Genomic DNA, 23,445 nt, shown 5'->3' with positions numbered 1-23,445 from the left:
AACCCGCTCCTAGCGCTTCTTGTTCGTCTTGCGGCGGCGGACGATGTACTTGTTGCTCGCCTTCTTGGGAGAACGAGTACGACCCTCCTTCTGACCCCACGGCGAGACCGGGTGACGACCACCGGAGGTCTTGCCTTCACCACCACCGTGCGGGTGGTCAACCGGGTTCATCGCGACACCGCGGACGGTCGGGCGGACGCCCTTCCAGCGCATGCGGCCGGCCTTGCCCCAGTTGATGTTCGACTGCTCGGCGTTGCCGACCTCACCGATCGTCGCGCGGCAGCGCGCGTCGACCAGGCGGATCTCACCCGACGGCATACGAAGGTGGGCCATGGTGCCCTCCTTCGCCAGCAGCTGCACGGAGGCACCCGCGGAACGGGCGAACTTCGCGCCGCCGCCGGGCCGCAGCTCGATGGCGTGGATGGTCGTACCGACCGGGATGTTGCGCAGCGCCAGGTTGTTACCGGGCTTGATGTCGGCGGTCGGACCGTTCTCGACACGGTCGCCCTGCGACAGGCCACGGGGAGCGACGATGTAACGCTTCTCGCCGTCCGCGTAGTGCAGCAGCGCGATGCGCGCGGTGCGGTTCGGGTCGTACTCGATGTGCGCGACCTTGGCCGGCACGCCGTCCTTGTCGTGACGACGGAAGTCGATCACGCGGTAGGCGCGCTTGTGGCCACCACCCTGGTGGCGAACGGTCACACGACCGGCGTTGTTACGGCCGCCCTTGCTGTGCAGGGGGCGGACCAGCGACTTCTCCGGCGTGGACCGCGTGATCTCGACAAAGTCGGCGACGCTGGAGCCACGACGGCCCGGGGTCGTCGGCTTGTACTTGCGGATACCCATTTCTCAGTCCTCGTCCGATTCCGGACGACTCGAACTCCGTTAGGAGGTCGGGCCGCCGAAGATGTCGATACGGTCGCCCTCGGCGAGGGTCACGATGGCGCGCTTCGTGTCGGCGCGCTTGCCGAAACCGGTGCGGGTGCGCTTGCGCTTGCCCTGCCGGTTGATCGTGTTGACCCCGGTGACCTTGACCGAGAAGACCGCCTCGACGGCCTGCTTGATCTGGGTCTTGTTGGAGCCGGGCGCGACGATGAACGTGTACTTGTTCTCGTCGAGCAGCGCGTAGCTCTTCTCGGAGACCACGGGCTTGACGAGAACGTCACGCGGGTCCGAGTACGTCTTGCTGGTAACGGTCGCCTCGCTCATCAGGCGTCGCTCCCTTCGGTCTCAGCGGTCTGGGGGCCAGACACGAAGGACTCGAAAGCGGCCTGGGTGAAGACCACGTCGTCAGAGACGATCACGTCGTACGTGTTGAGCTGGCCCGGCTCCAGGATGTGCACCTGGGGCAGGTTGCGCGCGGACAGCCACGCGGCCTCGTCGGCGCGGTCGACGACCAGGAGCAGGTTCTGGCGCTCCGAGATCTTGCCGAGCAGCGACTTGGCGGCCTTCGTGGAGGCGGCACCCTCGACCACGCCGGTGACGACGTGGATACGGGAGTGACGGGCCCGGTCCGAGAGGGCACCGCGCAGGGCGGCGGCCTTCATCTTCTTCGGGGTCCGCTGCGAGTAGTCACGCGGCTGCGGGCCGTGGACGACGCCACCACCGGCGAACTGCGGGGCGCGGGTCGAACCCTGACGGGCGCGGCCGGTGCCCTTCTGACGGTAAGGCTTCTTACCACCACCGCGGACTTCACCGCGGCGCTTGGTCTTGTGCGTGCCCTGACGGGCAGCCGCCAGCTGAGCGACAACGACCTGGTGGATCAGCGGAACGCTGGTCTTCGCGTCGAAGATCTCCGCGGGGAGCTCGACGGTACCGGCCTTGTCGCCTGCCGGCGAAAGGATGTCAATGGTGCTCATTACCTCAAGCCCCCTTGGCCGCGGTACGGACCAGGACGAGGCCGCCGTTCGGACCGGGGACCGCGCCCTTGATGAGGAGCAGACCCTTCTCCGCGTCAACCGCGTGGATGGTCAGGTTCTGGGTGGTGACGCGCTCGTTACCCATGCGGCCCGCCATGCGCATGCCCTTGAAGACACGCCCAGGGGTGGCGCAGCCACCGATGGAACCGGGGGAACGGTGCTTGCGCTGGGTGCCGTGCCCGGCGCCGAGGCCCTTGAAGTTGTGACGCTTCATGACACCGGCGAAGCCCTTGCCCTTGCTCTTGCCCGTGACGTCAACCTTGACGCCGGACTCGAACACAGCGGCGGTGACCTCCTGGCCCAGCGTGTACTCGCTGGCGTCAGGGGTGCGGAGCTCGACCAGGTGGCGGCGCGGGGTGACGTCGGCCTTGGCGAAGTGACCCTTGAGGGGCTTGTTCACCTTGCGCGGGTCGATCTCGCCGAAGGCGATCTGGACCGCTTCGTAGCCGTCGCTGTCGTTGGTGCGAACCTGCGTCACGACGCACGGACCGGCCTTGACGACGGTCACCGGGACAACCCGGTTGTTCTCGTCCCAGACCTGGGTCATGCCGAGCTTCTCGCCCAGGACGCCCTTGATGTTCTTGCTCATCTCGGCCCGTCCCCTCAGAGCTTGATCTCGATGTCGACGCCAGCCGGCAGGTCGAGACGCATCAGCGAGTCAACCGTCTTCGGCGTGGGGTCGAGGATGTCGATGAGGCGCTTGTGGGTGCGCATCTCGAAGTGCTCGCGAGAGTCCTTGTACTTGTGCGGCGACTTGATGACGCAGTACACGTTCTTCTCAGTGGGCAGCGGCACCGGGCCCGCGACCGACGCACCAGTGCGGGTCACCGTCTCGACGATCTTCTTCGCCGAGGAGTCGATGACCTCGTGGTCGTAGGCCTTGAGCCGGATGCGGATCTTCTGTCCCGCCATGGCTACTAGTAGTCCTGTCTCTCTGTTTAACGCTCTGGAACCCGGGGGTTCTCTGGACTCCCCCTCCGACCCACGCGGTCGGGCGTGTCGCATCCCCTCTACGAAAATCTCCCGGAGGAGATCCCAACCAAGGGGGTGCGGGCCCGAGGACCGCGGAACCGGGGGCGGAACACCCACCGGGTGCCTGGCCGGCGCCCTGCATTGCTTCCCGGAAGATTCCCGTACGTCCGGCCCTACAGGGCCGACGAGTACTGTGGGACTCGCTTCCGGTCCTCCCGGCGGGAGGCGCGCAGCATTGACACTCAACCGAGCAACCTGGTCAGTGTGCCATACGGGGCGCGGGCCTGGCCAATCGAGTCGGGAATCCTACCCCGAGCGGGCGTGTGATCAAACGCAGGCGCGCATCCGGCCGCGCCGGCTCCTCGGAGGCCCCGCGAGGCCCTCTGAGAAGATCCCCGCCATGCCGAGGAGCACGCTGCCCCACTGGACCCTGCGCCAGGCCCTCCCCGAGGACGTCGAGGCCATCGCCGAGCTGCGCGCCGTCGTGATGCGACCGGACCTGGAGCGGCTCGGCCGCTACGACGAGCACCGGGTACGCCGACGGCTGCGGGACGCCTACGCCCCCGAGCACACCTCGGTCATCGAGGCCGCCGGCTCCTTCGCGGGCTGCGTGGCCCTGCGCCCGACCGCAGGCGGCTGGTGGCTGGAGCACTTCTACCTCTCCCCCGCGCTCCAGGGCCGCGGCATCGGCTCGGCCGTCCTGCGGGGCGTCCTGGACCGCGCGGACGCCGAGCGGATCCCCGTACGCCTGGACGTGCTCCGAGGAAGCCCCGCCCGTCGGCTCTACGAACGGCACGGATTCGCGCTGGAGCGGGAGGACGCCGTCGACGTCTTCCTGGTGCGCAACCCCACACCCTGACCGGGCAACCCGCCCGCCCCTCCGTCCGTCTACTCCCCCGCAGGCGCGGCTCGACCGCCGCTGACCTGCGCGGAGAGTCAGGGAGTACGCAGGACAGGGCGGCCGTTCGCCCGCTGCGGGGGAAGCGGGAGCGGACGGAGTGCGCGGCGTGGTGGATCGATCTGTCCTGTCCCGGATACGGATGCCCCGACGCACCCTGCTCCTCGCTGCCGGAGCGGCCGGCGCTGCCGCCGCCACCGCCGGATGCGCCGTGCCGGCTCCCCGGCGGCGCGGGCCGGAAGCGGACCCGGCGCCCGGTCTGGCCATAGCGAGCACCCGGCGGGCCCTGGTCCTGCAACTGCTGGCCCACCCGGACGACGATCTGTACTTCATGAACCCGGACACCCGTGAGGCCCTGGACGCCGGGACCCCGCTGGTCTGCGTGTATCTCACCGCGGGTGAGGCGGACGGCGTCAACAAGATCCCCGGCGCGCCCCGCCCGGCCCCCGACCGTGCCGCGTACTCCTCCTCCCGCCATCAGGGCCTGCGCCAGGCGTACGCCGAGCTGCTCGGGCTCGACCGGTTCGCGCCCTGGCAGAAGTCGGTGAAGGCCCTGGACGGCGGCCACCGGGCCGAGGTGAACCTCCTGACCGACGGCGTCCGGCGGGTCGAGCTGGTCTTCCTCAACACCGCGATGCACACCGGGCGCGGCCGCCCCGGGCTGCCCAGCCTCTGGCGGGACCGCCGGCTCGTGCTGCGTACCGTCGTGGCCGACAACTCGCCTTTGGAGCGCGCCGGTTCGTATACGTACGAGTCGCTGATCGACGTCCTCACCGGGCTGCTGGAGGAGTACCGGCCGACCGTCGTGCACACCCTCGACCCGGACCCGGACCTCCAGTTCAGCAGCGAGTACGAACGCCGCCGGGACAGCGAGCAGCGCGGGTACTCCGACCACGCCGACCACACCGCGGCCGGGTGCTTCGCCTGGGCCGCCCTGATCCGCTGGGTGGCACGGGCGACGGGGCGCGGGGAGCCGGTGCCCGGGTTCGTCGTCGCCTCGTTCCGGGGGTACTACAACCGGCACTGGCCGAAGAACCTGCCGCCCTCCGTGCTGGAGCGGAAGGCCGCCCACCTCGTCCCGTACGGCGGCGACCCCGACTGGGAGTGCGGCAACCCCTCCGGCTGCGGCGACTACAACGTGGGCGGCGACCGGCCGCTCACCAACCGCAAGGGCTGGGTGCGCTCCACCCACCACCGCTACCCGGGCCCCCGGGCCCAGGTCGCCACCGGGGCGGACGGCCGGCTCACCGCCTACGGGGTGCTCGGGCTGCGCGCCGTCCGGTGGCGCGAGAGCGCGCCCGGCAGCAGCGTCTGGGACGCGCCGGACGACCTCGGCGGCGGCCCGCTCGCCCCGGTGCTGGGCGCCGCGGTGACGTCGGACGGGCGGCAACTGCTGTTCGGGCTGCGGTTCGCGGCCCTCGGCGGGCACGGCGCGGACAACGAGCGCGAGATCGTGCTCCTGGAGCAGCGCTCCCCCGGCGGCCCCTTCCTCGCCTGGCAGGGCCTCGGCAACCCCGCGACGGGCCCCGACCACGGCCGCCGCATCGGCACCCCGGTCGCCGTCACCGCCCCGGACGGCCGCGTCCACCTCTTCGTACGGAACGCGGAGAAGGGGCTGAGCACCCGGGTGCGCGACGCGGTCACCGGCCGCTGGAGCGGCTGGCGGGACATGGGCGGCGGCGAGATCCAGGACGGGGTGACCGCGGTCGTGGACACGGCGGAGCTCGTCCATGTGTACGCGGCCGGGCACCACGCCGTGCACCACTGGACCCAGGACGCGCCGGGCACCGACGTCACCGCCCGCACCCAGCTCACCGGCTCCCCCGTCCCCGCGCACGCACCCGGCGCACTCCCGGCGGCCGACGGGTCCGTGGAGCTGTACTACCGGCCCGCCGCACGCGAGCGGCTCGTCGCCGTGCGCGCCGGCGCAGCCCCCGCGCCCCGCTTCGGGGGGTACGGTCCGGTGACCGCCGCCCCGTCACCGGGTGGCCCGGTTCTGCTCGGCCGGTCCGAGGAGGGCCGGATCCAGGTGCGTACCGCCGAGGGAGTCGCCGTACGGTCGCGGGGCCCCGTCGCCCTGGACGGCGCCGTCCTTCACCTCGACGCGGCGGACGGCCGGCCCGCCGTCGTGGGCTTCGGCCCGGACGCCGCACCCTGGCTCTGGCGCCCCTGGAAGGGACCGCGTCTCCCAACTCCCGTCCCATAACGCCGCGTTATGGCCAAACGTTAGTACCCGCCCTCGTCGCGCTCCGGCACCCTGTTGCCCACCATCCCCCACGGACACGCCTACCCAGCGTGTCGCGCGAAACGAGGCATCATGCGCATATCCCGGCTCATGCCCGCTGTCGCCGCAGCAGCGGCCTGCGTCCTCTCGCTCTTCGCACCGTCCGCGACGGCCGCACCCGCGCCGCCGCTCCAGGACGCCCCGCCGCCCACCACCCAGATCATCGGCGGCGGCTACGCCCAGAACGCCCCCTGGGCCGCCCGGCTCTTCTCGAACGGCAGAGAGACCTGTTCGGCGACGATCATCGCGCCGACCTGGATCCTCACCGCCAAGCACTGCGTCACCGGCGGCGGCCTGTCGTTCCGCATCGGCAGCCTCGACCAGCACAGTGGCGGCGTCGTCGCGAACGGCGTCCAGACCTACACCCACAGCTCGGACCTGGCGCTGGTGCGCCTTGACCGTTCCGTGCAGGCCACCTACTCCCGCCTCGGCTCGCCCGGCTCGGTGAGCGTCGGCCAGAGCGTCCAGGTCTGGGGCTGGGGCGCGACCTCGCAGTGCGGCTCGGAGGCGAACTGCCAGTCGCGCTACCTGAAGGTCGCCAACGTGACGGTCACCGGCGGCTGCGGTGACGCGTACGGCGGCTCGGCGATCTGCGCCCGCCGCGGCAACGGCATCACCGCCGGCGGCGACTCCGGCGGCCCGATGACGGCGAACGGCATCCAGGTCGGCGTCGCCTCCACCAGCGACCGCCAGACCACGACCGCGTACACGAACGTCACCGCGTACCGGTCCTGGATCCGGTCGATCGCGGGCGTCTGACAGGACGCCCCACCCGGGACGGCGGACACCTGACCGATCCGCCGTCCCCCTGAACCGTAGGGCCCCCGTACCTCACCGCCCGAGGTACCGGGGCCCTACAGCCATGTCCGCGGCCCCGGCCGTACGCACGCGAAGGGCCCCGCACCTCCGAAGAGGTGCGGGGCCCTTCTAGCGACTCAGTGAGCCACCAGGTCCAAGGACCAAGCAGAAACTACTTGATGATCTTGGTGACCTGGCCGGCGCCCACGGTCCGGCCACCCTCACGGATGGCGAACTTCAGGCCCTCTTCCATGGCGACCGGCTGGATCAGCGCGACGTCCATGAGGGTGTTGTCACCCGGCATGACCATCTCGGTGCCCTCGGGAAGGGTCACAACGCCCGTCACGTCCGTGGTACGGAAGTAGAACTGCGGGCGGTAGTTGTTGAAGAACGGGGTGTGACGGCCACCCTCGTCCTTCGACAGGATGTAGGACTGCGCCTGGAACTCGGTGTGCGGGGTGACCGAGCCGGGCTTGATGATGACCTGGCCGCGCTCGACGTCCTCGCGCTTGATGCCACGGAGGAGCAGACCGACGTTCTCACCGGCCTGGCCCTCGTCGAGCAGCTTGCGGAACATCTCGATGCCGGTGACCGTGGTGGTGGTCTTCTCGGTCTTGATACCGACGATGTCGACGGTCTCGTTGACCTTCAGGACACCACGCTCGATGCGGCCGGTGACGACCGTACCGCGACCGGTGATCGTGAAGACGTCCTCGATCGGCATGAGGAACGGCTTCTCGACGTCACGCTCGGGCTGCGGGATGGCCTCGTCGACAGCCTTCATCAGGTTGAGGACGGACTCACCCCACTCCTTGTCGCCCTCGAGCGCCTTGAGCGCCGAGACCTTGACGACCGGAACGTCGTCGCCCGGGAACTCGTACTCGGAGAGGAGCTCACGGACCTCGAGCTCGACGAGCTCCAGGATCTCCTCGTCGTCCACCATGTCGGCCTTGTTCAGGGCGACGACGATGTAGGGGACGCCGACCTGGCGGGCCAGGAGCACGTGCTCCTTGGTCTGCGGCATCGGGCCGTCGGTGGCGGCGACCACGAGGATGGCGCCGTCCATCTGCGCGGCACCCGTGATCATGTTCTTGATGTAGTCCGCGTGACCCGGGCAGTCGACGTGCGCGTAGTGACGCGACTCCGTCTGGTACTCGACGTGCGCGATGGAGATGGTGATACCGCGCTGGCGCTCCTCGGGAGCCTTGTCGATCTGGTCGAAGGCCGAGGCCTCGTTCAGGTCCGGGTACGCGTCGTGCAGCACCTTGGTAATGGCGGCCGTGAGGGTCGTCTTACCGTGGTCGATGTGACCGATGGTGCCGATGTTGACGTGGGGCTTAGTCCGCTCGAACTTTGCCTTCGCCACTGGGGTCCTCCTGAGTGGTTCTGTACGCCTTGCTTCATCGGCGCCAGGTGATCTTTGCTGGGGTGCCGGCGCCGGGGGCATACGGCACAGTGCTGACGCGCTGTGCCGCATGCCCACCGGGCTCCGGTGACAAGCCTAAAGCGTGAGCTCGGGAGAGTTACTCGCCCTTGGCCTTCGCGATGATCTCCTCGGCGACGTTCCGCGGAACCTCGGCGTAGGAGTCGAACTGCATCGAGTAGCTTGCGCGACCCGAGGTCTTGCTGCGGAGGTCTCCGACGTAGCCGAACATCTCCGAGAGGGGCACGAGGCCCTTCACGACGCGAGCGCCGCTGCGCTCCTCCATGGCCTGGATCTGGCCACGGCGGGAGTTGAGGTCGCCGATGACATCGCCCATGTAGTCCTCGGGCGTGGTGACCTCGACGGCCATCATCGGCTCGAGGAGCACGGGAGAGGCCTTGCGGGCACCCTCCTTGAACGCCTGCGAACCGGCGATCTTGAAGGCGAGCTCCGAGGAGTCGACCTCGTGGTAACCACCGTCGAGAAGGGTGACGCGGACGCCGACCATCTCGTAACCGGCCAGGATGCCGAACTGCATGGCTTCCTGAGCACCCGCGTCCACCGAGGGAATGTACTCACGGGGGATGCGGCCACCGGTGACCTTGTTGACGAACTCGTACGAGGCGTCGCCGCCCTCGATGGGCTCGATGGCGATCTGCACCTTCGCGAACTGGCCGGTACCACCAGTCTGCTTCTTGTGCGTGTAGTCGATGCGCTCGACGGCCTTGCGGATCGTCTCGCGGTACGCGACCTGGGGCTTGCCGACGTTCGCCTCGACGCGGAACTCGCGCTTCATGCGGTCGACGAGCACCTCGAGGTGAAGCTCGCCCATACCACCGATGATGGTCTGGCCGGTCTCCTCGTCGGAGTGCACCTGGAAGGAGGGGTCCTCCTCCGAGAGGCGCTGGATGGCGACACCCAGCTTCTCCTGGTCACCCTTGGACTTGGGCTCGATGGCGACCTGAATGACCGGCGCCGGGAAGTCCATGGACTCCAGGATGACCGGGTTCTTGTCGTCACACAGCGTCTCACCGGTGGTGGTCTGCTTCAGGCCCATGACGGCGATGATGTCGCCCGCGCCCACCGACTGGATCTCCTCACGCTTGTTCGCGTGCATACGGTAGATCTTGCCGATGCGCTCCTTCTTGCCCTTGACGGAGTTCAGCACCGCGGTGCCGGCCTCCAGGCGACCGGAGTAGATCCGGACGAAGGTGAGCTTGCCGAGGTGCGGGTCGCTCGCGATCTTGAACGCCAGGCCGGAGAACGGCTCGTCGTCCGAGGGCTTGCGCTTGATGACCAGCTCCGGGTCCTTGACGTCGTGGCCCTCGATGGCCTCGACGTCCAGGGGGGAGGGCAGGTAGCGCACGACCGCGTCGAGCAGGGGCTGGACGCCCTTGTTCTTGAACGCGGTGCCACAGAACACGGGGGTGACGGTGACGGAGTCGGCGCCACCCTTCGACGCCAGGGTGATGCGGCGGATCGCCTCGTGCAGCTGCTCCTGGGTGGGCTCGTTGCCCTCCAGGTACAGCTCCATCATGGCGTCGTCGTTCTCGGCCACGGCCTCCAGGAGCTTCCCGCGCCACTCGGCGGCGGACTCCTTGAGGTTGTCCGGGATGTCGACGATGTTGTACATCTCGCCCTTGGCGGCCTCTTCGGGGTACACGAAGGCCTTCATCGACACGAGGTCGACAACGCCCGTGAAGTCCGCTTCGGCGCCGATGGGGAGCTGCATGACGATCGGGGTCGCGCCGAGGCGGTCCACGATCATCTCGACGCAGCGGAAGAAGTCCGCACCGGTGCGGTCGAGCTTGTTGACGAAGCAGATACGCGGCACGCCGTAGCGGTCCGCCTGACGCCAGACAGTCTCGGACTGCGGCTCGACGCCCGCGACACCGTCGAACACGGTGACGGCGCCGTCGAGGACGCGGAGCGAACGCTCCACCTCGACGGTGAAGTCGACGTGACCCGGGGTGTCGATGATGTTGATGGTGTGGTCAACATTGTTGAGCGGCCAGTGGCAGGTCGTCGCGGCGGACGTGATCGTGATGCCGCGCTCCTGCTCCTGCTCCATCCAGTCCATCGTGGCAGCGCCGTCGTGGACTTCACCGATCTTGTAGCTCACACCGGTGTAGAAGAGGATCCGCTCAGTGGTGGTCGTCTTGCCCGCGTCGATGTGGGCCATGATCCCAATGTTGCGGACCTTGGCCAGGTCAAGCGAAGTGGTGGCCATAAGGCTCAGTCTTCTCTCGGTCTCGATGGGGGTAGCGACTACCAGCGGTAGTGCGCGAAGGCCTTGTTGGACTCGGCCATCTTGTGGGTGTCCTCACGCTTCTTGACCGAAGCGCCGAGGCCGTTGGAGGCGTCGAGCAGTTCGTTCATGAGGCGCTCGGTCATGGTCTTCTCGCGGCGGGCGCGGGAGTAACCGACGAGCCAGCGCAGAGCGAGGGTGGAGGCGCGACCGGGCTTGACCTCGATCGGCACCTGGTAGGTGGCGCCACCGACACGGCGGGACTTGACCTCGAGCGAGGGCTTGACGTTCTCAAGCGCGCGCTTCAGCGTGATGACCGGGTCGTTGCCGGTCTTCTCGCGGAGGCCTTCCATGGCGCCGTACACGATCCGCTCGGCGGTGGAACGCTTGCCGTCGAGGAGGATCTTGTTGATCAGCGAGGTGACAAGAGGAGAGCTGTAGACCGGGTCGATGATGACCGGGCGCTTCGGGGCGGGGCCCTTACGAGGCATTCTTACTTCTCCTTCTTGGCGCCGTAGCGGCTGCGGGCCTGCTTGCGGTTCTTGACACCCTGGGTGTCAAGGGAGCCGCGGATGATCTTGTAACGAACACCCGGCAGGTCCTTCACACGGCCACCACGCACGAGCACGATGGAGTGCTCCTGCAGGTTGTGTCCCTCACCCGGGATGTAGGCCGTGACCTCGATGCCGGAGGTCAGACGCACACGCGCGACCTTACGGAGGGCCGAGTTCGGCTTCTTCGGGGTGGTCGTGAACACACGCGTGCAGACACCGCGACGCTGGGGCGAACCCTCGAGCGCGGGCGTCTTGTTCTTCTCGACCTTGTCCTGCCGGCCCTTCCGGACCAGCTGCTGGATCGTAGGCACTACTTCTCCGGTTTCTGTGTGCCGTTCGTGAAACTAACCTGGAACATCGCCGACCCACGCGGTCGGGTGTGTCGAATACTGCGGACTCCCGCCCTGGGGGCAGAAGGGGCGCAGATTGCGGTGGCCACTGACGGACTCGCGCTGCGGTTGAGGACACGCACACGAGCCCAGGCACACCCCAGGCACAAGGCTTGAGCGTACCTACCTCACGGAGCTGGGTCAAAACAAATGCTGTCCATGCCTGCGGGGCGGGGCCGCCGACCACCGGCGACGGGTCGGAACGGCTGGCCTCCGACCGTCCGTGCGGTTGCCGGGTCCCGGCAACCGGGCGGCGCGAACACAGCGTCCTTACGGCCTGACCGCCCTGTCGCGCTCTGCCGGACAATGCGGTCAGCCGACCAGACCGACCGGCCCCCGCGACCGGCCCGGCCCCAGGAGGTCCCACGTGACAGCCGACCACCGTGACCCCGTATCCCCGGCACCGAGCGCACTCGACACCGACGTCAGCCTGGCCGTCATCGAATACGGTGACGCCGCTTCCGCCTACGCCCCGGCCATGAGCACCCCCGGCCTGCCGCAGTCCGTCGTCGACGACTACGCGATCGTCGTGGACGTCCTGGCCCTCGCCCGCAGGGTCCCGCTGCCCGACGTGCCCCCTCTGCTGGCCGTGGGCACCCGGGCCCTGCTCCGGGTCCACCACGCCCTGCTGGGCCGGTAGAGGCCGCCCCGGAGCCCCCGGGCGGCACGAACGCCGGAGGGCGGTCACCCCGTTGTGTACGGGGTGACCGCCCTCCGGTCGTTCAAGCGACTCGCTTACTGGTTGTACGGACCGTAGTCGTAGTCCTCCAGCGGAACGGCCTGGCCGGAGCCCGTGCCGAACGGCGAGTAGTCGATGTCGTCGTAGCCGACGGCCGAGTACATCGCGGCCTTGGCCTCCTCGGTCGGCTCGACCCGGATGTTGCGGTAGCGGGACAGGCCCGTACCGGCCGGGATGAGCTTACCGATGATGACGTTCTCCTTGAGGCCGATCAGGGAGTCCGACTTGGCGTTGATCGCCGCGTCGGTGAGGACCCTGGTCGTCTCCTGGAAGGACGCCGCCGACAGCCACGACTCGGTGGCGAGCGAGGCCTTGGTGATACCCATCAGCTGCGGACGGCCGGAGGCGGGGTGACCGCCCTCGGTGACCACACGACGGTTCTCGGTCTCGAACTTCGACCGCTCGACCAGCTCGCCCGGAAGCAGCTCCGCGTCGCCGGACTCGATGATCGTCACGCGGCGGAGCATCTGCCGGATGATGATCTCGATGTGCTTGTCGTGGATCGACACGCCCTGCGAGTTGTAGACCTTCTGGACTTCGCCGACCAGGTGGACCTGGACCGCACGCTGGCCGAGGATGCGCAGCACGTCGTGCGGGTTGGTCGCACCGACGGTGAGCTTCTGGCCCACCTCGACCGCGTCGCCCTCGCCCACCAGGAGACGGGCACGCTTCGAGATCGGGAACGCCGTCTCGTCGCTGCCGTCGTCCGGGGTGACGACGAGCTTCTTGGTCTTCTCGGTCTCCTCGATCCGCACGCGGCCCTTGGCCTCGGAGATCGGGGCGACACCCTTGGGCGTACGGGCCTCGAAGAGCTCGACGACACGGGGCAGACCCTGGGTGATGTCGTCACCGGCCACACCACCGGTGTGGAAGGTACGCATCGTCAGCTGGGTACCGGGCTCACCGATGGACTGGGCGGCGATGATGCCGACCGCCTCACCGATGTCGACCAGCTTGCCGGTGGCGAGCGAGCGTCCGTAGCAGAAGGCACAGGTGCCGACCGCGGACTCACAGGTCAGGACCGAGCGGGTCTTGACCTCCTCGACGCCGGCGCCCACCAGGGCGTCGATCAGGACGTCACCGAGGTCGACGTTGGCAGGCGCGATGACCTTGCCGTCCACCACGACGTCCTCGGCGAGCATGCGGGCGTAGACCGAGGTCTCGACGTCGTCCGTCTTGCGGAGCACGCCGTCGGCGCCCTTGACCGCGATCTTCAGCTTGAGGCCGCGGTCGGTGCCGCAGTCCTCCTCGCGAATGATCACGTCCTGCGAGACGTCCACCAGACGACGGGTCAGGTAACCCGAGTCGGCGGTACGCAGGGCGGTGTCCGCCAGACCCTTACGGGCACCGTGCGTGGAGATGAAGTACTCCAGAACGGTGAGGCCCTCGCGGAAGGACGCCTTGATGGGACGGGGAATCGTCTCGTTCTTGGCGTTCGACACCAGACCACGCATACCCGCGATCTGACGCATCTGCATCATGTTTCCTCGGGCACCCGAGTCGACCATCATGAAGATGGGGTTCGTCTTCGGGAAGTTCGCGTTCATCGCCTCGGCGACCTCGTTGGTCGCCTTGGTCCAGATCGCGATGAGCTCCTGCGTGCGCTCGTCCTTGGTGATCAGACCGCGCTCGTACTGCTTCTGGACCTTCTCGTCCTGCTCCTCGTAGCCCTTGACGATGGCCTTCTTGGCCTCGGGCACGACGACGTCGGAGATGGCCACGGTGACGCCCGAACGGGTCGCCCAGTGGAAGCCCGCCGCCTTCAGGTTGTCGAGCGTCGCCGCCACGATGACCTTGGGGTAGCGCTCGGCCAGGTCGTTGACGATCTCGGAGAGCTGCTTCTTGCCCACCGAGTAGTCGACGAACGGGTAGTCCTCGGGCAGCAGCTCGTTGAAGAGCGCACGGCCCAGGGTGGTCCGCAGCCGGAAGGTGTCGCCGGGCTGGTACTCCGGCTCGCCCTCCTCGGCGACCGGCGGCACCCAGCCACGCGGCGGCATGGTGCCGACCGGGAAGCGGATGTCGACCTTCGCCTGGAGCGACAGCTCGCGGGCGTCGAAGGCCATGGTGGCCTCGGCCGTGGAGCCGAACGCGCGGTCCGCGCCCTTGACGTTGCGGCCCTCGTCGTCCGTGGTGAGGAAGAAGAGGCCCAGCACCATGTCCTGGGTCGGCATGGTGACGGGACGGCCGTCGGCCGGCTTCAGGATGTTGTTCGAGGACAGCATCAGGATGCGGGCCTCGGCCTGCGCCTCCGCGGAGAGCGGCAGGTGCACGGCCATCTGGTCACCGTCGAAGTCCGCGTTGAACGCGGTGCAGACGAGCGGGTGGATCTGGATGGCCTTGCCCTCGACCAGCTGCGGCTCGAAGGCCTGGATGCCGAGGCGGTGCAGGGTGGGCGCACGGTTCAGCAGCACCGGGTGCTCGGCGATGACCTCTTCGAGGACGTCGTACACGACGGTGCGGCCACGCTCGACCATGCGCTTGGCCGACTTGATGTTCTGCGCGTGGTTCAGGTCCACCAGGCGCTTCATCACGAACGGCTTGAAGAGCTCCAGCGCCATCGCCTTCGGCAGACCGCACTGGTGCAGCTTGAGCTGCGGACCGACGACGATCACGGAACGCGCGGAGTAGTCCACACGCTTGCCGAGGAGGTTCTGACGGAAACGACCCTGCTTGCCCTTGAGCATGTCGCTCAGGGACTTCAGCGGGCGGTTACCGGGACCGGTGACCGGGCGACCGCGGCGGCCGTTGTCGAACAGCGCGTCGACGGCCTCCTGCAGCATCCGCTTCTCGTTGTTCACGATGATCTCGGGGGCACCGAGGTCAAGGAGACGCTTGAGGCGGTTGTTGCGGTTGATCACACGGCGGTACAGGTCGTTCAGGTCGGAGGTCGCGAAGCGGCCACCGTCCAGCTGCACCATCGGACGCAGGTCCGGCGGGATGACCGGCACGCAGTCGAGCACCATGCCCTTGGGCTTGTTGCTCGTCTGCAGGAACGCGGAGACGACCTTGAGGCGCTTGAGCGCACGGGTCTTCTTCTGGCCCTTGCCGGTACGGATGATCTCGCGGAGGCGCTCGGCCTCCTCGTCGAGGTCGAAGGACTCCAGGCGCTTCTGCAGCGCGGCGGCGCCCATGCAGCCGTCGAAGTACGTGCCGAAGCGGTCACGCAGCTCGCGGTAGAGCAGCTCGTCGCCCTCCAGGTCCTGGACCTTGAGGTTCTTGAAGCGGCTCCACACCTCGTCGAGGCGGTCGATCTCGCGCTGCGCACGGTCGCGCAGCTGCTTCATCTCACGCTCGGCGCCTTCGCGCACCTTGCGGCGCACGTCGGCCTTGGCACCCTCGGCCTCCAGCTCGGCCAGGTCGGTCTCGAGCTTCTTGGCCCGGGCCTCCAGGTCGGCGTCGCGGCGGTTCTCGGTCTGCTGACGCTCGACGGAGACGTGGGCCTCCAGGGACGGCAGGTCGCGGGTGCGGCGCTCCTCGTCCACGAACGTGATCATGTATGCGGCGAAGTAGATGACCTTTTCCAGGTCCTTCGGCGCGAGGTCCAGCAGGTATCCGAGGCGCGAGGGAACGCCCTTGAAGTACCAGATGTGGGTGACGGGAGCGGCAAGCTCGATGTGGCCCATCCGCTCACGACGCACCTTGGCGCGAGTGACCTCGACGCCGCAGCGCTCGCAGATGATGCCCTTGAAGCGGACACGCTTGTACTTGCCGCAGTAGCACTCCCAGTCCCGGGTCGGACCGAAGATCTTCTCGCAGAAGAGTCCGTCCTTTTCGGGCTTGAGCGTGCGGTAGTTGATGGTCTCCGGCTTCTTGACTTCGCCGTGCGACCAGGTCCGGATGTCGTCCGCGGTGGCAAGGCCGATCCGCAGCTCGTCGAAGAAGTTGACGTCGAGCACTTGTCGTCAATCCCTCTTTCGGGGTCTCGTCTCAATCAATGGTCTGAACGGGTCCGGGGAGGGCCGGCCGCCTCGGGATGAGGCGGCCGGCCGGCCCGTCAGACCTCTTCGACGCTGCTCGGCTCGCGCCGGGACAGGTCGATACCGAGCTCCTCCGCCGCGCGGAAGACGTCCTCGTCCGTGTCGCGCATCTCGATGGACATGCCGTCCGAGGACAGCACCTCCACGTTGAGGCAGAGCGACTGCATTTCCTTGATGAGCACCTTGAAGGACTCGGGAATGCCGGGCTCGGGGATGTTCTCGCCCTTGACGATGGCCTCGTAGACCTTCACGCGGCCGGTCACGTCGTCGGACTTGATCGTCAGGAGCTCCTGGAGGGCGTACGCGGCGCCGTAAGCCTCAAGGGCCCACACCTCCATCTCACCGAAGCGCTGACCACCGAACTGCGCCTTACCACCCAGCGGCTGCTGCGTGATCATGGAGTACGGGCCGGTCGAACGCGCGTGGAGCTTGTCGTCGACCAGGTGGTGCAGCTTGAGGATGTACATGAACCCGACCGAGACCGGGTCCGGGAACGGCTCGCCGGAGCGGCCGTCGAACAGCTGGGCCTTGCCGGAGGGCTGGACCAGGCGGTCGCCGTCGCGGTTGGGGATCGTGGCCTCGAAGAGACCGGAGATCTCGTCCTCGCGCGCACCGTCGAAGACGGGCGTGGCGACGTTGGTGCCGGGGGCGACCTGGTCGGCGCCGATGGCCTGCAGGCGCTTGGCCCACTCGTCACCGAGGCCGGAGACGTCCCAGCCGCGGCTGGCGAGCCAGCCGAGGTGGATCTCCAGGACCTGTCCCGGGTTCATTCGGGACGGGACACCCAGCGGGTTGAGGATGATGTCGACCGGGGTGCCGTCCTCCAGGAACGGCATGTCCTCGATCGGCAGGATCTTGGAGATGACGCCCTTGTTGCCGTGACGGCCGGCGAGCTTGTCACCATCGGTGATCTTGCGCTTCTGCGCGACGTAGACGCGGACCAGCTGGTTCACGCCCGGCGGCAGCTCGTCGCCCTCTTCGCGGTCGAAGACGCGGACGCCGATGACCTTGCCGATCTCACCGTGCGGCACCTTCAGCGAGGTGTCGCGCACCTCGCGCGCCTTCTCACCGAAGATCGCGCGGAGCAGGCGCTCCTCGGGGGTCAGCTCGGTCTCGCCCTTGGGCGTGACCTTGCCGACGAGGATGTCACCGGCGACGACCTCGGCACCGATCCGGATGATGCCGCGCTCGTCGAGGTCGGCGAGGACCTCTTCGGAGACGTTCGGGATGTCCCGGGTGATCTCCTCGGGGCCGAGCTTGGTGTCACGGGCGTCGACCTCGTGCTCCTCGATGTGGATCGAGGAGAGGACGTCGTCCTGCACGAGGCGCTGCGACAGGATGATCGCGTCCTCGTAGTTGTGACCCTCCCACGGCATGAACGCCACGAGCAGGTTCTTGCCGAGGGCCATCTCACCGTTCTCGGTGGCCGGTCCGTCGGCGAGCACCTGGTCGGCGATGATCCGGTCGCCCTCGGAGACGACGACCTTCTGGTTGACCGAGGTGCCCTGGTTGGAGCGCATGAACTTGGCGATGCGGTACGTGGTGTACGTGCCGTCGTCGTTCGTGACGGTGATGTAGTCCGCGGAGACCTCCTGGACCACACCGTCCTTCTCGGCCTTGAGGACGTCGCCGGCGTCGGTGGCGCAGCGGTACTCCATGCCGGTGCCGACGAGCGGGGCCTCCGACTTAATCAGCGGCACCGCCTGACGCATCATGTTCGCGCCCATGAGGGCACGGTTGGCGTCGTCGTGCTCCAGGAAGGGGATCATCGCGGTGGCGACGGACACCATCTGGCGCGGCGAGACGTCCATGTAGTCGACGTCCGTGCCGGGCACGTAGTCGACCTCTCCGCCACGACGGCGGACCAGGACGCGCGGCTCGGTGAAGCGCAGCTCGTCGTTGAGGGTCGCGTTCGCCTGGGCGATGACGAAGCGGTCCTCCTCGTCGGCGGTGATGTAGTCGACGTCGTCGGTGACCTGGCCGTCGACGACCTTGCGGTACGGCGTCTCGATGAAGCCGAACGCGTTGACGCGGCCGTACGAGGCGAGCGAACCGATCAGACCGATGTTCGGGCCTTCGGGGGTCTCGATCGGGCACATGCGTCCGTAGTGGGACGGGTGCACGTCTCGGACCTCGAAGCCGGCCCGCTCACGGGAGAGACCACCCGGGCCAAGAGCCGACAGACGGCGCTTGTGGGTGAGACCCGACAGCGGGTTGTTCTGGTCCATGAACTGCGACAGCTGGCTGGTGCCGAAGAACTCCTTGATGGAGGCGACGACCGGCCGGATGTTGATCAGGGTCTGCGGCGTGATCGCCTCGACGTCCTGGGTGGTCATGCGCTCACGCACGACGCGCTCCATCCGCGCCAGGCCCGTACGGACCTGGTTCTGGATGAGCTCACCCACGTTGCGCAGACGACGGTTGCCGAAGTGGTCGATGTCGTCGGTCTCGACGACGATCTCCCGGCCGGACTCGCCGATCGTCTCGGTCTCGCCGGCGTGCAGCTTGACCAGGTACTTGATGGTCGCGATGACGTCGTCGGTGGTGAGCACCCCGGCGTCGAGCGGCTCATCGGCGCCGAGCTTCTTGTTCACCTTGTAGCGGCCGACCTTCGCGAGGTCGTAGCGCTTCGGGTTGAAGTAGAGGTTCTCGAGCAGCGTCTGAGCGGCCTCGCGGGTCGGCGGCTCGCCCGGACGCAGCTTGCGGTAGATGTCGAGCAGTGCGTCGTCCTGGCCCTGGGTGTGGTCCTTCTCCAGGGTGGCGCGCATGGACTCGTACTCGCCGAACTCCTCGAGGATCTGCTCGGTGGTCCAGCCGAGAGCCTTCAGGAGGACGGTGACGGACTGCTTGCGCTTGCGGTCGATGCGGACACCGACCATGTCGCGCTTGTCGATCTCCATCTCCAGCCAGGCACCCCGGGAGGGGATGATCTTGGCGGAGAAGATGTCCTTGTCGGACGTCTTGTCGATGGAGGAGTCGAAGTAGACACCCGGCGAGCGGACCAGCTGCGACACGACGACACGCTCGGTGCCGTTGATGACGAAGGTGCCCTTGTTGGTCATGAGCGGGAAGTCGCCCATGAAGACCGTCTGGGACTTGATCTCGCCGGTCTCGTTGTTGGTGAACTCGGCCGTGACGAAGAGCGGCGCGGCGAACGTGAAGTCGCGCTCCTTGCACTCGTCGATCGAGTTCTTCGGGGGCTCGAAACGGTGGTCGCGGAACGTGAGCGACATCGACCCGGAGAAGTCCTCGATCGGAGAGATCTCCTCGAAGATCTCCTCCAGGCCGGACTTGGTGGGGACGTCTTGTCCACTGTCCAGAGCAGCCTCGACGCGAGCCTTCCATGCGGCGTTGCCGAGGAGCCAGTCAAAGCTCTCGGTCTGCAGCGCGAGGAGGTTCGGAACCTCGAGGGGCTCCTTGATCTTTGCAAAAGAGATGCGCAGCGGGGCGGTGCTGGCACCGTTGTTCGTATTCGCGGTCGAGGCGTTGCGCGAGGCGGCCAAGAGGGGGTCCTTCCGAGGGCTCGGACTCACTACGCGCGTACCGGTCCCACTCTGGACACAAAGACAGGCCGTTCCGAATCGGTCGTAAACGACCAGGTCGGAGGGGGTCGGTCATCGGTGCTTCAGCGTGGGCATGCCCCTGGTGACGGGCAGGAGGCAGCTAACAGGCAGCGCAAAGGGTCAGTGTAGCCAAGTGGCACACTGATGTCCAGTCGGGGTTCTCAGAGACCCACGTTGCTCTCAACAGCTGTTCTCAACACCTATGTCTTGCCCTCGCGCTGGGGTGCGCGCTTCTTTACTTCCCTCTTCACTCTCGATCCATGCCTCGGATACGGATCGAAGTGATGACGCGTCCTGAGAATTGCGCGCCGCGTCCGGTTCGTCAAGGCCCGCCGGTCCGATCGGATCCGCCAGGAGCCTTCACCGGCCACCCCCGGGAACCCGCGGGCAGCACTGGAGGGGCCTGCGGGAGGCGCACGGCGAAGATCACCCTACTCGTCACCGGCGGAAGAGCAAGGCACCCGCCCCGGGCACGCCGAAGGGCGACCACCCGGATGGGTGATCGCCCTTGGCGCGGGCACCTGAGGTGCCCAGGGAGTCCCGAGGACTCCCGAGGTGTTACTTGACCTCGACGGAAGCGCCGGCGGCCTTGAGGGACTCGGCAGCCTTCTCGGCGGCCTCCTTGGCGACCTTCTCGAGGACCGGCTTCGGGGTGCCGTCGACGAGGTCCTTGGCCTCCTTCAGACCCAGCGAGGTCAGCTCACGCACGACCTTGATGACCTGGATCTTCTTCTCGCCGGCGCCGGTGAGGATGACGTCGAACTCGTCCTGCTCCGGAGCAGCCTCGGCGGCGGCGGCCGGGCCGGCCGGGCCGGCGACGGCGACGGCCGCGGCGGCGGTGACGTCGAACTTCTCCTCGAAGGCCTTCACGAACTCGGAGAGCTCGATGAGGGTCATCTCTTCGAACTGCGCGAGCAGGTCGTCCTGGGACAGCTTCGCCATGACAGGCGTCCTTCCACTATTCGGCAGGTGCCGGATGTATATGTCGGCGGGCGTACGTGGAGCCCGCTGGACCGCTGAGCGTGATTACTCGGCGGCCTCGGCGGGAGCCGGAGTACCGGCACCGCCCTGCTCTTCCTTCTTGGCGCGAAGAGCTTCCGCGGTGCGGACGAACTTGGAGGGCAGGGCCTGGAAGACCTGCGCCGCCTGCGTCTGCTTGCCCTTGAAAGCACCGGCCAGCTTGGAGAGCAGAACCTCGCGGGACTCGAGGTCCGCGAGCTTCTTGATCTCATCGGCGGACAGCGCCTTACCGTCAAGGACACCGCCCTTGATGATGAGGTTGGGGTTGTCCTTGGCGAAGTCACGAAGACCCTTCGCCGACTCCACCGGGTCACCGGTGACGAAGGCAACCGCCGTCGGACCCGAGAACAGGTCGTCCAGCGTGTCGATCCCGGCCTCGTTGGCCGCAATCTTGGTCAGCGTGTTCTTCACCACGGCGTACTGGGCGTTCTCACCGAGCGAACGGCGCAGCTCCTTGAGCTGTGCCACGGTGAGACCCCGGTACTCGGTCAGCACGGCGGCGTTCGAGCTGCGGAACTGGTCCGTCAGCTCGGCTACCGCGGCAGCCTTGTCGGGCCTTGCCATGAGCGTCGGCCTCCTTCCGGGTGATGAGGACCGCTCAGAAGGGGCCGGGAAAGACGAAACGCCCCAGCACAAGTGCCAGGGCGCAGCTCGACCGAACAGAGTCCGGGAGCGATTCCACAGTCACCTGCGCAGGTCGTCCGATCTAGCGGAACCTTCGGTCACCGTCCCCTTGCGAGGCACAGCGACGACCAGCGGTCTTTGGCTTCCTGGTGAGCGTACGCGACCGGACGGGCGACGGGCAAATCCGTCCCTGTTCATCCCGTGGAAAAGGTGTCAGGAGGCCCCGCCCGGGGTACCGCCCTGCTTCAGCAGCTCCTTGAAGTCCACGGTGTCCGAGGCCTCCGGCCGGTCCGAGGGGACCTCGGTGCCGTAGTCGCTGTAGAAGAGCGTCGAGTTGAACGTGCCGGTCTTCATCTCGCCGCGCTCGGTCTTCTTCACCAGCAGGTCGTTCTCGTCGACCCAGATGTCGACCGTCTGCGTGGTCACCCCGGCCAGCGCCAGCTGCTCCTTGAACGCGGCCAGCTGCTTCGCGTCCAGTTCGCTGTTCTTCGCGGTCAGCTCGGCCACGTCGATCGTGCCGGAGTAGTGCGTCGCGGAGACCCCGCGGACGTCCTCCTGGCCGACCTTCCTGACGTCGCCGGAGGCCAGGAGCGCCTTCACGCCCTGCTCGGGCGTGCTGTTCTGGATCTGGTCCTTCATGACGTCGCCGGAGGCGCCGCCCAGCTCGGCGAGGTCCTTGTAGGAGTACCGGATCCAGTTCTTGCCGCCGGTGTTGGCCGCCATGCCGGCGCCCATGTTGGCGTAGTACTCGTCCTTGAAGTAGCGCGCCTCGACCGATCCGTCGCCGCCGGCCTTCTTCAGGGCTTCGCCCATGGTTCCGCCGGTGTACGTGATGGTGAGCGCGCCCGAGAGTCCGTCGGCCCAGCCGATGGCCCCGGACTGCTCCATGGACATCGTGCTGCCCATCTCGGTGGTGCCCTCGACCTTCGCGGACTGGGCGCCGCCGGTCTTCTGCTGCACCTGCTTCAGCGCGGCGACGGGGCTCGCCTTGGCGACGGCGTCCCCTTTGCCCTTCCCTGAGCCGTCGGCGCTGTCGGAGCCGCTGCAGGCCGCCATCGACGTCAGTGCCGCCGCGGCGGCGAGAGCCGTACCCATGCGTCGTGCCGTGCTCGTCCTCATGGTTGTCGGTCCACCCCTCGTGTCGTCCGTCGTCCCCAGCAGCCCACAGTGGCACAGGGCACTGACAGGCGTGGGGCCTTACGGATACGAGGACGGGCCCCGCACCTCGAAAGGTTGCGGGGCCCGTTCACACAGTGCACGCGTAGACGCGGCTACCGGGTGAGCACGAGGGCTCAGACGGCGGCCGGGTCCTCCTCGACGAGGAGGTTGCGGGTGCGGTTGGCGTCCAGCGGGATGCCGGGGCCCATCGTGGTCGTCAGAGCGGCCTTCTTGATGTAGCGGCCCTTGGCGGCGGACGGCTTCAGACGGAGGACTTCCTCCAGCGCCGCTGCGTAGTTCTCCACCAGCTTGGTCTCGTCGAACGAGACCTTGCCGATGATGAAGTGCAGGTTGGAGTGCTTGTCGACGCGGAACTCGATCTTTCCGCCCTTGATGTCGTTGACAGCCTTGACGACATCGGGGGTGACCGTGCCGGTCTTCGGGTTCGGCATCAGACCACGCGGACCGAGCACGCGGCCGAGGCGGCCGACCTTGCCCATGAGGTCCGGGGTGGCGACGACGGCGTCGAAGTCCAGACGGCCCTTCGCCACCTCGTCGATCAGCTCGTCGGCGCCGACGATGTCGGCTCCGGCGGCTTCCGCGGCCGCAGCACGGTCACCGGTCGCGAAGACCAGGACCCGGGCGGTCTTGCCGGTGCCGTGCGGGAGGTTCACGGTGCCGCGGACCATCTGGTCGGCCTTGCGCGGGTCGACGCCCAGGCGGAAGGCGACCTCGACGGTGCCGTCGAACTTCGTGGTGGCGGTGTCCTTGGCGAGACGGACGGCCTCGAGCGGGGCGTACACGCGCTCCCGGTCGATCTTGGCGTCCGCAGCGCGGAGGTTCTTGCTGCGCTTCACTTCTGCTCCTGAGGTTTCAGAG

At 67.8% G+C, this 23,445-nt stretch carries 19 protein-coding genes; 4 read left to right on the top strand and 15 right to left on the bottom strand.

What is annotated here, in order from left to right; all coding sequences use genetic code 11:
• Positions 1–9: 9 nt before the first annotated feature.
• The 5 genes from rplB to rpsJ are packed head-to-tail and all read right to left on the bottom strand — an operon-like array spanning position 10 to position 2,831.
• Positions 10–846: a 50S ribosomal protein L2 gene (gene rplB / locus D3105_RS08910; protein ID WP_003966957.1), complete on the bottom strand. Its 837-nt coding sequence runs from the start codon at positions 844–846 to the stop codon at positions 10–12.
• A gap of 39 nt (positions 847–885) precedes the next feature.
• The gene (gene rplW, locus D3105_RS08905) at positions 886–1,209 is read right to left on the bottom strand and encodes a 50S ribosomal protein L23 (protein ID WP_003966958.1); all 324 of its coding nucleotides are present in this window, start codon (positions 1,207–1,209) and stop codon (positions 886–888) included.
• Positions 1,209–1,859 carry a 50S ribosomal protein L4 gene (gene rplD, locus D3105_RS08900; RefSeq protein ID WP_006126885.1) on the bottom strand — a complete coding sequence of 217 codons (651 nt, stop codon included), beginning with the start codon at positions 1,857–1,859 and terminating at the stop codon, positions 1,209–1,211. Before rplD ends, rplW begins: the two co-directional genes overlap by 1 nt.
• Positions 1,860–1,863: 4 nt before the next feature.
• The gene (gene rplC, locus D3105_RS08895) at positions 1,864–2,508 is read right to left on the bottom strand and encodes a 50S ribosomal protein L3 (RefSeq protein WP_006126884.1); all 645 of its coding nucleotides are present in this window, start codon (positions 2,506–2,508) and stop codon (positions 1,864–1,866) included.
• A gap of 14 nt (positions 2,509–2,522) precedes the next feature.
• Positions 2,523–2,831, bottom strand: a complete 309-nt coding sequence (gene rpsJ / locus D3105_RS08890) for a 30S ribosomal protein S10 (protein WP_003948644.1) — start codon at positions 2,829–2,831, stop codon at positions 2,523–2,525.
• A 460-nt stretch (positions 2,832–3,291) separates the two neighbouring features.
• Between rpsJ and D3105_RS08885 the strand changes: the two genes are divergently transcribed.
• From D3105_RS08885 to D3105_RS08875, 3 genes are all read left to right on the top strand, one after another.
• Positions 3,292–3,750 carry a GNAT family N-acetyltransferase gene (locus tag D3105_RS08885; protein WP_118901868.1) on the top strand — a complete coding sequence of 153 codons (459 nt, stop codon included), beginning with the start codon at positions 3,292–3,294 and terminating at the stop codon, positions 3,748–3,750.
• A gap of 181 nt (positions 3,751–3,931) precedes the next feature.
• The gene (locus D3105_RS08880; protein ID WP_118901865.1) at positions 3,932–5,995 is read left to right on the top strand and encodes a PIG-L family deacetylase; all 2,064 of its coding nucleotides are present in this window, start codon (positions 3,932–3,934) and stop codon (positions 5,993–5,995) included.
• Between the two features lie 111 nt (positions 5,996–6,106).
• Positions 6,107–6,832, top strand: coding sequence for a S1 family peptidase (locus D3105_RS08875; RefSeq protein ID WP_118901862.1), 726 nt, complete (start codon positions 6,107–6,109; stop codon positions 6,830–6,832).
• Positions 6,833–7,043: 211 nt separating this feature from the next.
• Here the strand turns inward: D3105_RS08875 and tuf are convergent, their stop codons facing one another.
• The 4 genes from tuf to rpsL form a co-directional block, all read right to left on the bottom strand.
• Positions 7,044–8,237, bottom strand: coding sequence for an elongation factor Tu (tuf, locus tag D3105_RS08870; RefSeq protein ID WP_003966968.1), 1,194 nt, complete (start codon positions 8,235–8,237; stop codon positions 7,044–7,046).
• Between the two features lie 157 nt (positions 8,238–8,394).
• Positions 8,395–10,524 carry an elongation factor G gene (gene fusA / locus D3105_RS08865; protein WP_118901860.1) on the bottom strand — a complete coding sequence of 710 codons (2,130 nt, stop codon included), beginning with the start codon at positions 10,522–10,524 and terminating at the stop codon, positions 8,395–8,397.
• A gap of 38 nt (positions 10,525–10,562) precedes the next feature.
• Positions 10,563–11,033, bottom strand: coding sequence for a 30S ribosomal protein S7 (gene rpsG / locus D3105_RS08860; protein WP_003966970.1), 471 nt, complete (start codon positions 11,031–11,033; stop codon positions 10,563–10,565).
• Positions 11,034–11,035: 2 nt separating this feature from the next.
• A complete protein-coding gene (rpsL, locus tag D3105_RS08855) occupies positions 11,036–11,407 on the bottom strand; it encodes a 30S ribosomal protein S12 (protein WP_003948652.1) in 372 nt (123 codons plus the stop codon).
• A gap of 445 nt (positions 11,408–11,852) precedes the next feature.
• Here rpsL and D3105_RS08850 point away from each other — a divergent pair, with 445 nt between their 5' ends.
• On the top strand, positions 11,853–12,125 hold the full coding sequence (locus D3105_RS08850) for a hypothetical protein (protein ID WP_032779339.1): 273 nt from the start codon (positions 11,853–11,855) through the stop codon (positions 12,123–12,125).
• A gap of 95 nt (positions 12,126–12,220) precedes the next feature.
• Here the strand turns inward: D3105_RS08850 and D3105_RS08845 are convergent, their stop codons facing one another.
• The 6 genes from D3105_RS08845 to rplA all read right to left on the bottom strand — a co-directional run bounded on the left by D3105_RS08845 (position 12,221) and on the right by rplA (position 23,423).
• Positions 12,221–16,120, bottom strand: coding sequence for a DNA-directed RNA polymerase subunit beta' (locus D3105_RS08845; RefSeq protein ID WP_030709186.1), 3,900 nt, complete (start codon positions 16,118–16,120; stop codon positions 12,221–12,223).
• Between the two features lie 98 nt (positions 16,121–16,218).
• On the bottom strand, positions 16,219–19,704 hold the full coding sequence (rpoB, locus tag D3105_RS08840; protein ID WP_118901857.1) for a DNA-directed RNA polymerase subunit beta: 3,486 nt from the start codon (positions 19,702–19,704) through the stop codon (positions 16,219–16,221).
• 618 nt (positions 19,705–20,322) lie between these two features.
• Positions 20,323–20,706: a 50S ribosomal protein L7/L12 gene (gene rplL / locus D3105_RS08830; RefSeq protein ID WP_118901854.1), complete on the bottom strand. Its 384-nt coding sequence runs from the start codon at positions 20,704–20,706 to the stop codon at positions 20,323–20,325.
• 84 nt (positions 20,707–20,790) lie between these two features.
• Entirely contained in the window at positions 20,791–21,348 is a 558-nt protein-coding gene (gene rplJ / locus D3105_RS08825) for a 50S ribosomal protein L10 (protein WP_003966997.1), read from the bottom strand.
• Positions 21,349–21,621: 273 nt separating this feature from the next.
• Entirely contained in the window at positions 21,622–22,527 is a 906-nt protein-coding gene (locus D3105_RS08820; protein ID WP_118901851.1) for a hypothetical protein, read from the bottom strand.
• Between the two features lie 173 nt (positions 22,528–22,700).
• Positions 22,701–23,423: a 50S ribosomal protein L1 gene (gene rplA / locus D3105_RS08815; RefSeq protein WP_065485002.1), complete on the bottom strand. Its 723-nt coding sequence runs from the start codon at positions 23,421–23,423 to the stop codon at positions 22,701–22,703.
• Between the last annotated feature and the right edge of the window lie 22 nt (positions 23,424–23,445).

The sequence above is a fragment of the Streptomyces globisporus genome (assembly GCF_003501885.1).
GTDB classification, from domain to species: domain Bacteria; phylum Actinomycetota; class Actinomycetes; order Streptomycetales; family Streptomycetaceae; genus Streptomyces; species Streptomyces globisporus_D.
The sequence above is the reverse complement of the archived record's forward strand: the minus strand, read 5'-3'. Positions and strand labels throughout refer to the sequence as shown.

What these genes read in the sequence shown, in the direction of transcription:
- D3105_RS08880 (WP_118901865.1), top strand. Translation starts at nt 3,932, where the DNA reads ATGCCCCGACGCACCCTGCTCCTCGCTGCCGGAGCGGCCGGCGCTGCC.
- fusA (WP_118901860.1), bottom strand. Translation starts at nt 10,524, where the DNA reads ATGGCCACCACTTCGCTTGACCTGGCCAAGGTCCGCAACATTGGGATC.
- rpsJ (WP_003948644.1), bottom strand. Translation starts at nt 2,831, where the DNA reads ATGGCGGGACAGAAGATCCGCATCCGGCTCAAGGCCTACGACCACGAG.
- rpsG (WP_003966970.1), bottom strand. Translation starts at nt 11,033, where the DNA reads ATGCCTCGTAAGGGCCCCGCCCCGAAGCGCCCGGTCATCATCGACCCG.
- rplW (WP_003966958.1), bottom strand. Translation starts at nt 1,209, where the DNA reads ATGAGCGAGGCGACCGTTACCAGCAAGACGTACTCGGACCCGCGTGAC.
- D3105_RS08885 (WP_118901868.1), top strand. Translation starts at nt 3,292, where the DNA reads ATGCCGAGGAGCACGCTGCCCCACTGGACCCTGCGCCAGGCCCTCCCC.
- rplB (WP_003966957.1), bottom strand. Translation starts at nt 846, where the DNA reads ATGGGTATCCGCAAGTACAAGCCGACGACCCCGGGCCGTCGTGGCTCC.
- rplD (WP_006126885.1), bottom strand. Translation starts at nt 1,859, where the DNA reads ATGAGCACCATTGACATCCTTTCGCCGGCAGGCGACAAGGCCGGTACC.
- rplC (WP_006126884.1), bottom strand. Translation starts at nt 2,508, where the DNA reads ATGAGCAAGAACATCAAGGGCGTCCTGGGCGAGAAGCTCGGCATGACC.
- rplJ (WP_003966997.1), bottom strand. Translation starts at nt 21,348, where the DNA reads ATGGCAAGGCCCGACAAGGCTGCCGCGGTAGCCGAGCTGACGGACCAG.
- rplL (WP_118901854.1), bottom strand. Translation starts at nt 20,706, where the DNA reads ATGGCGAAGCTGTCCCAGGACGACCTGCTCGCGCAGTTCGAAGAGATG.
- D3105_RS08820 (WP_118901851.1), bottom strand. Translation starts at nt 22,527, where the DNA reads ATGAGGACGAGCACGGCACGACGCATGGGTACGGCTCTCGCCGCCGCG.
- D3105_RS08875 (WP_118901862.1), top strand. Translation starts at nt 6,107, where the DNA reads ATGCGCATATCCCGGCTCATGCCCGCTGTCGCCGCAGCAGCGGCCTGC.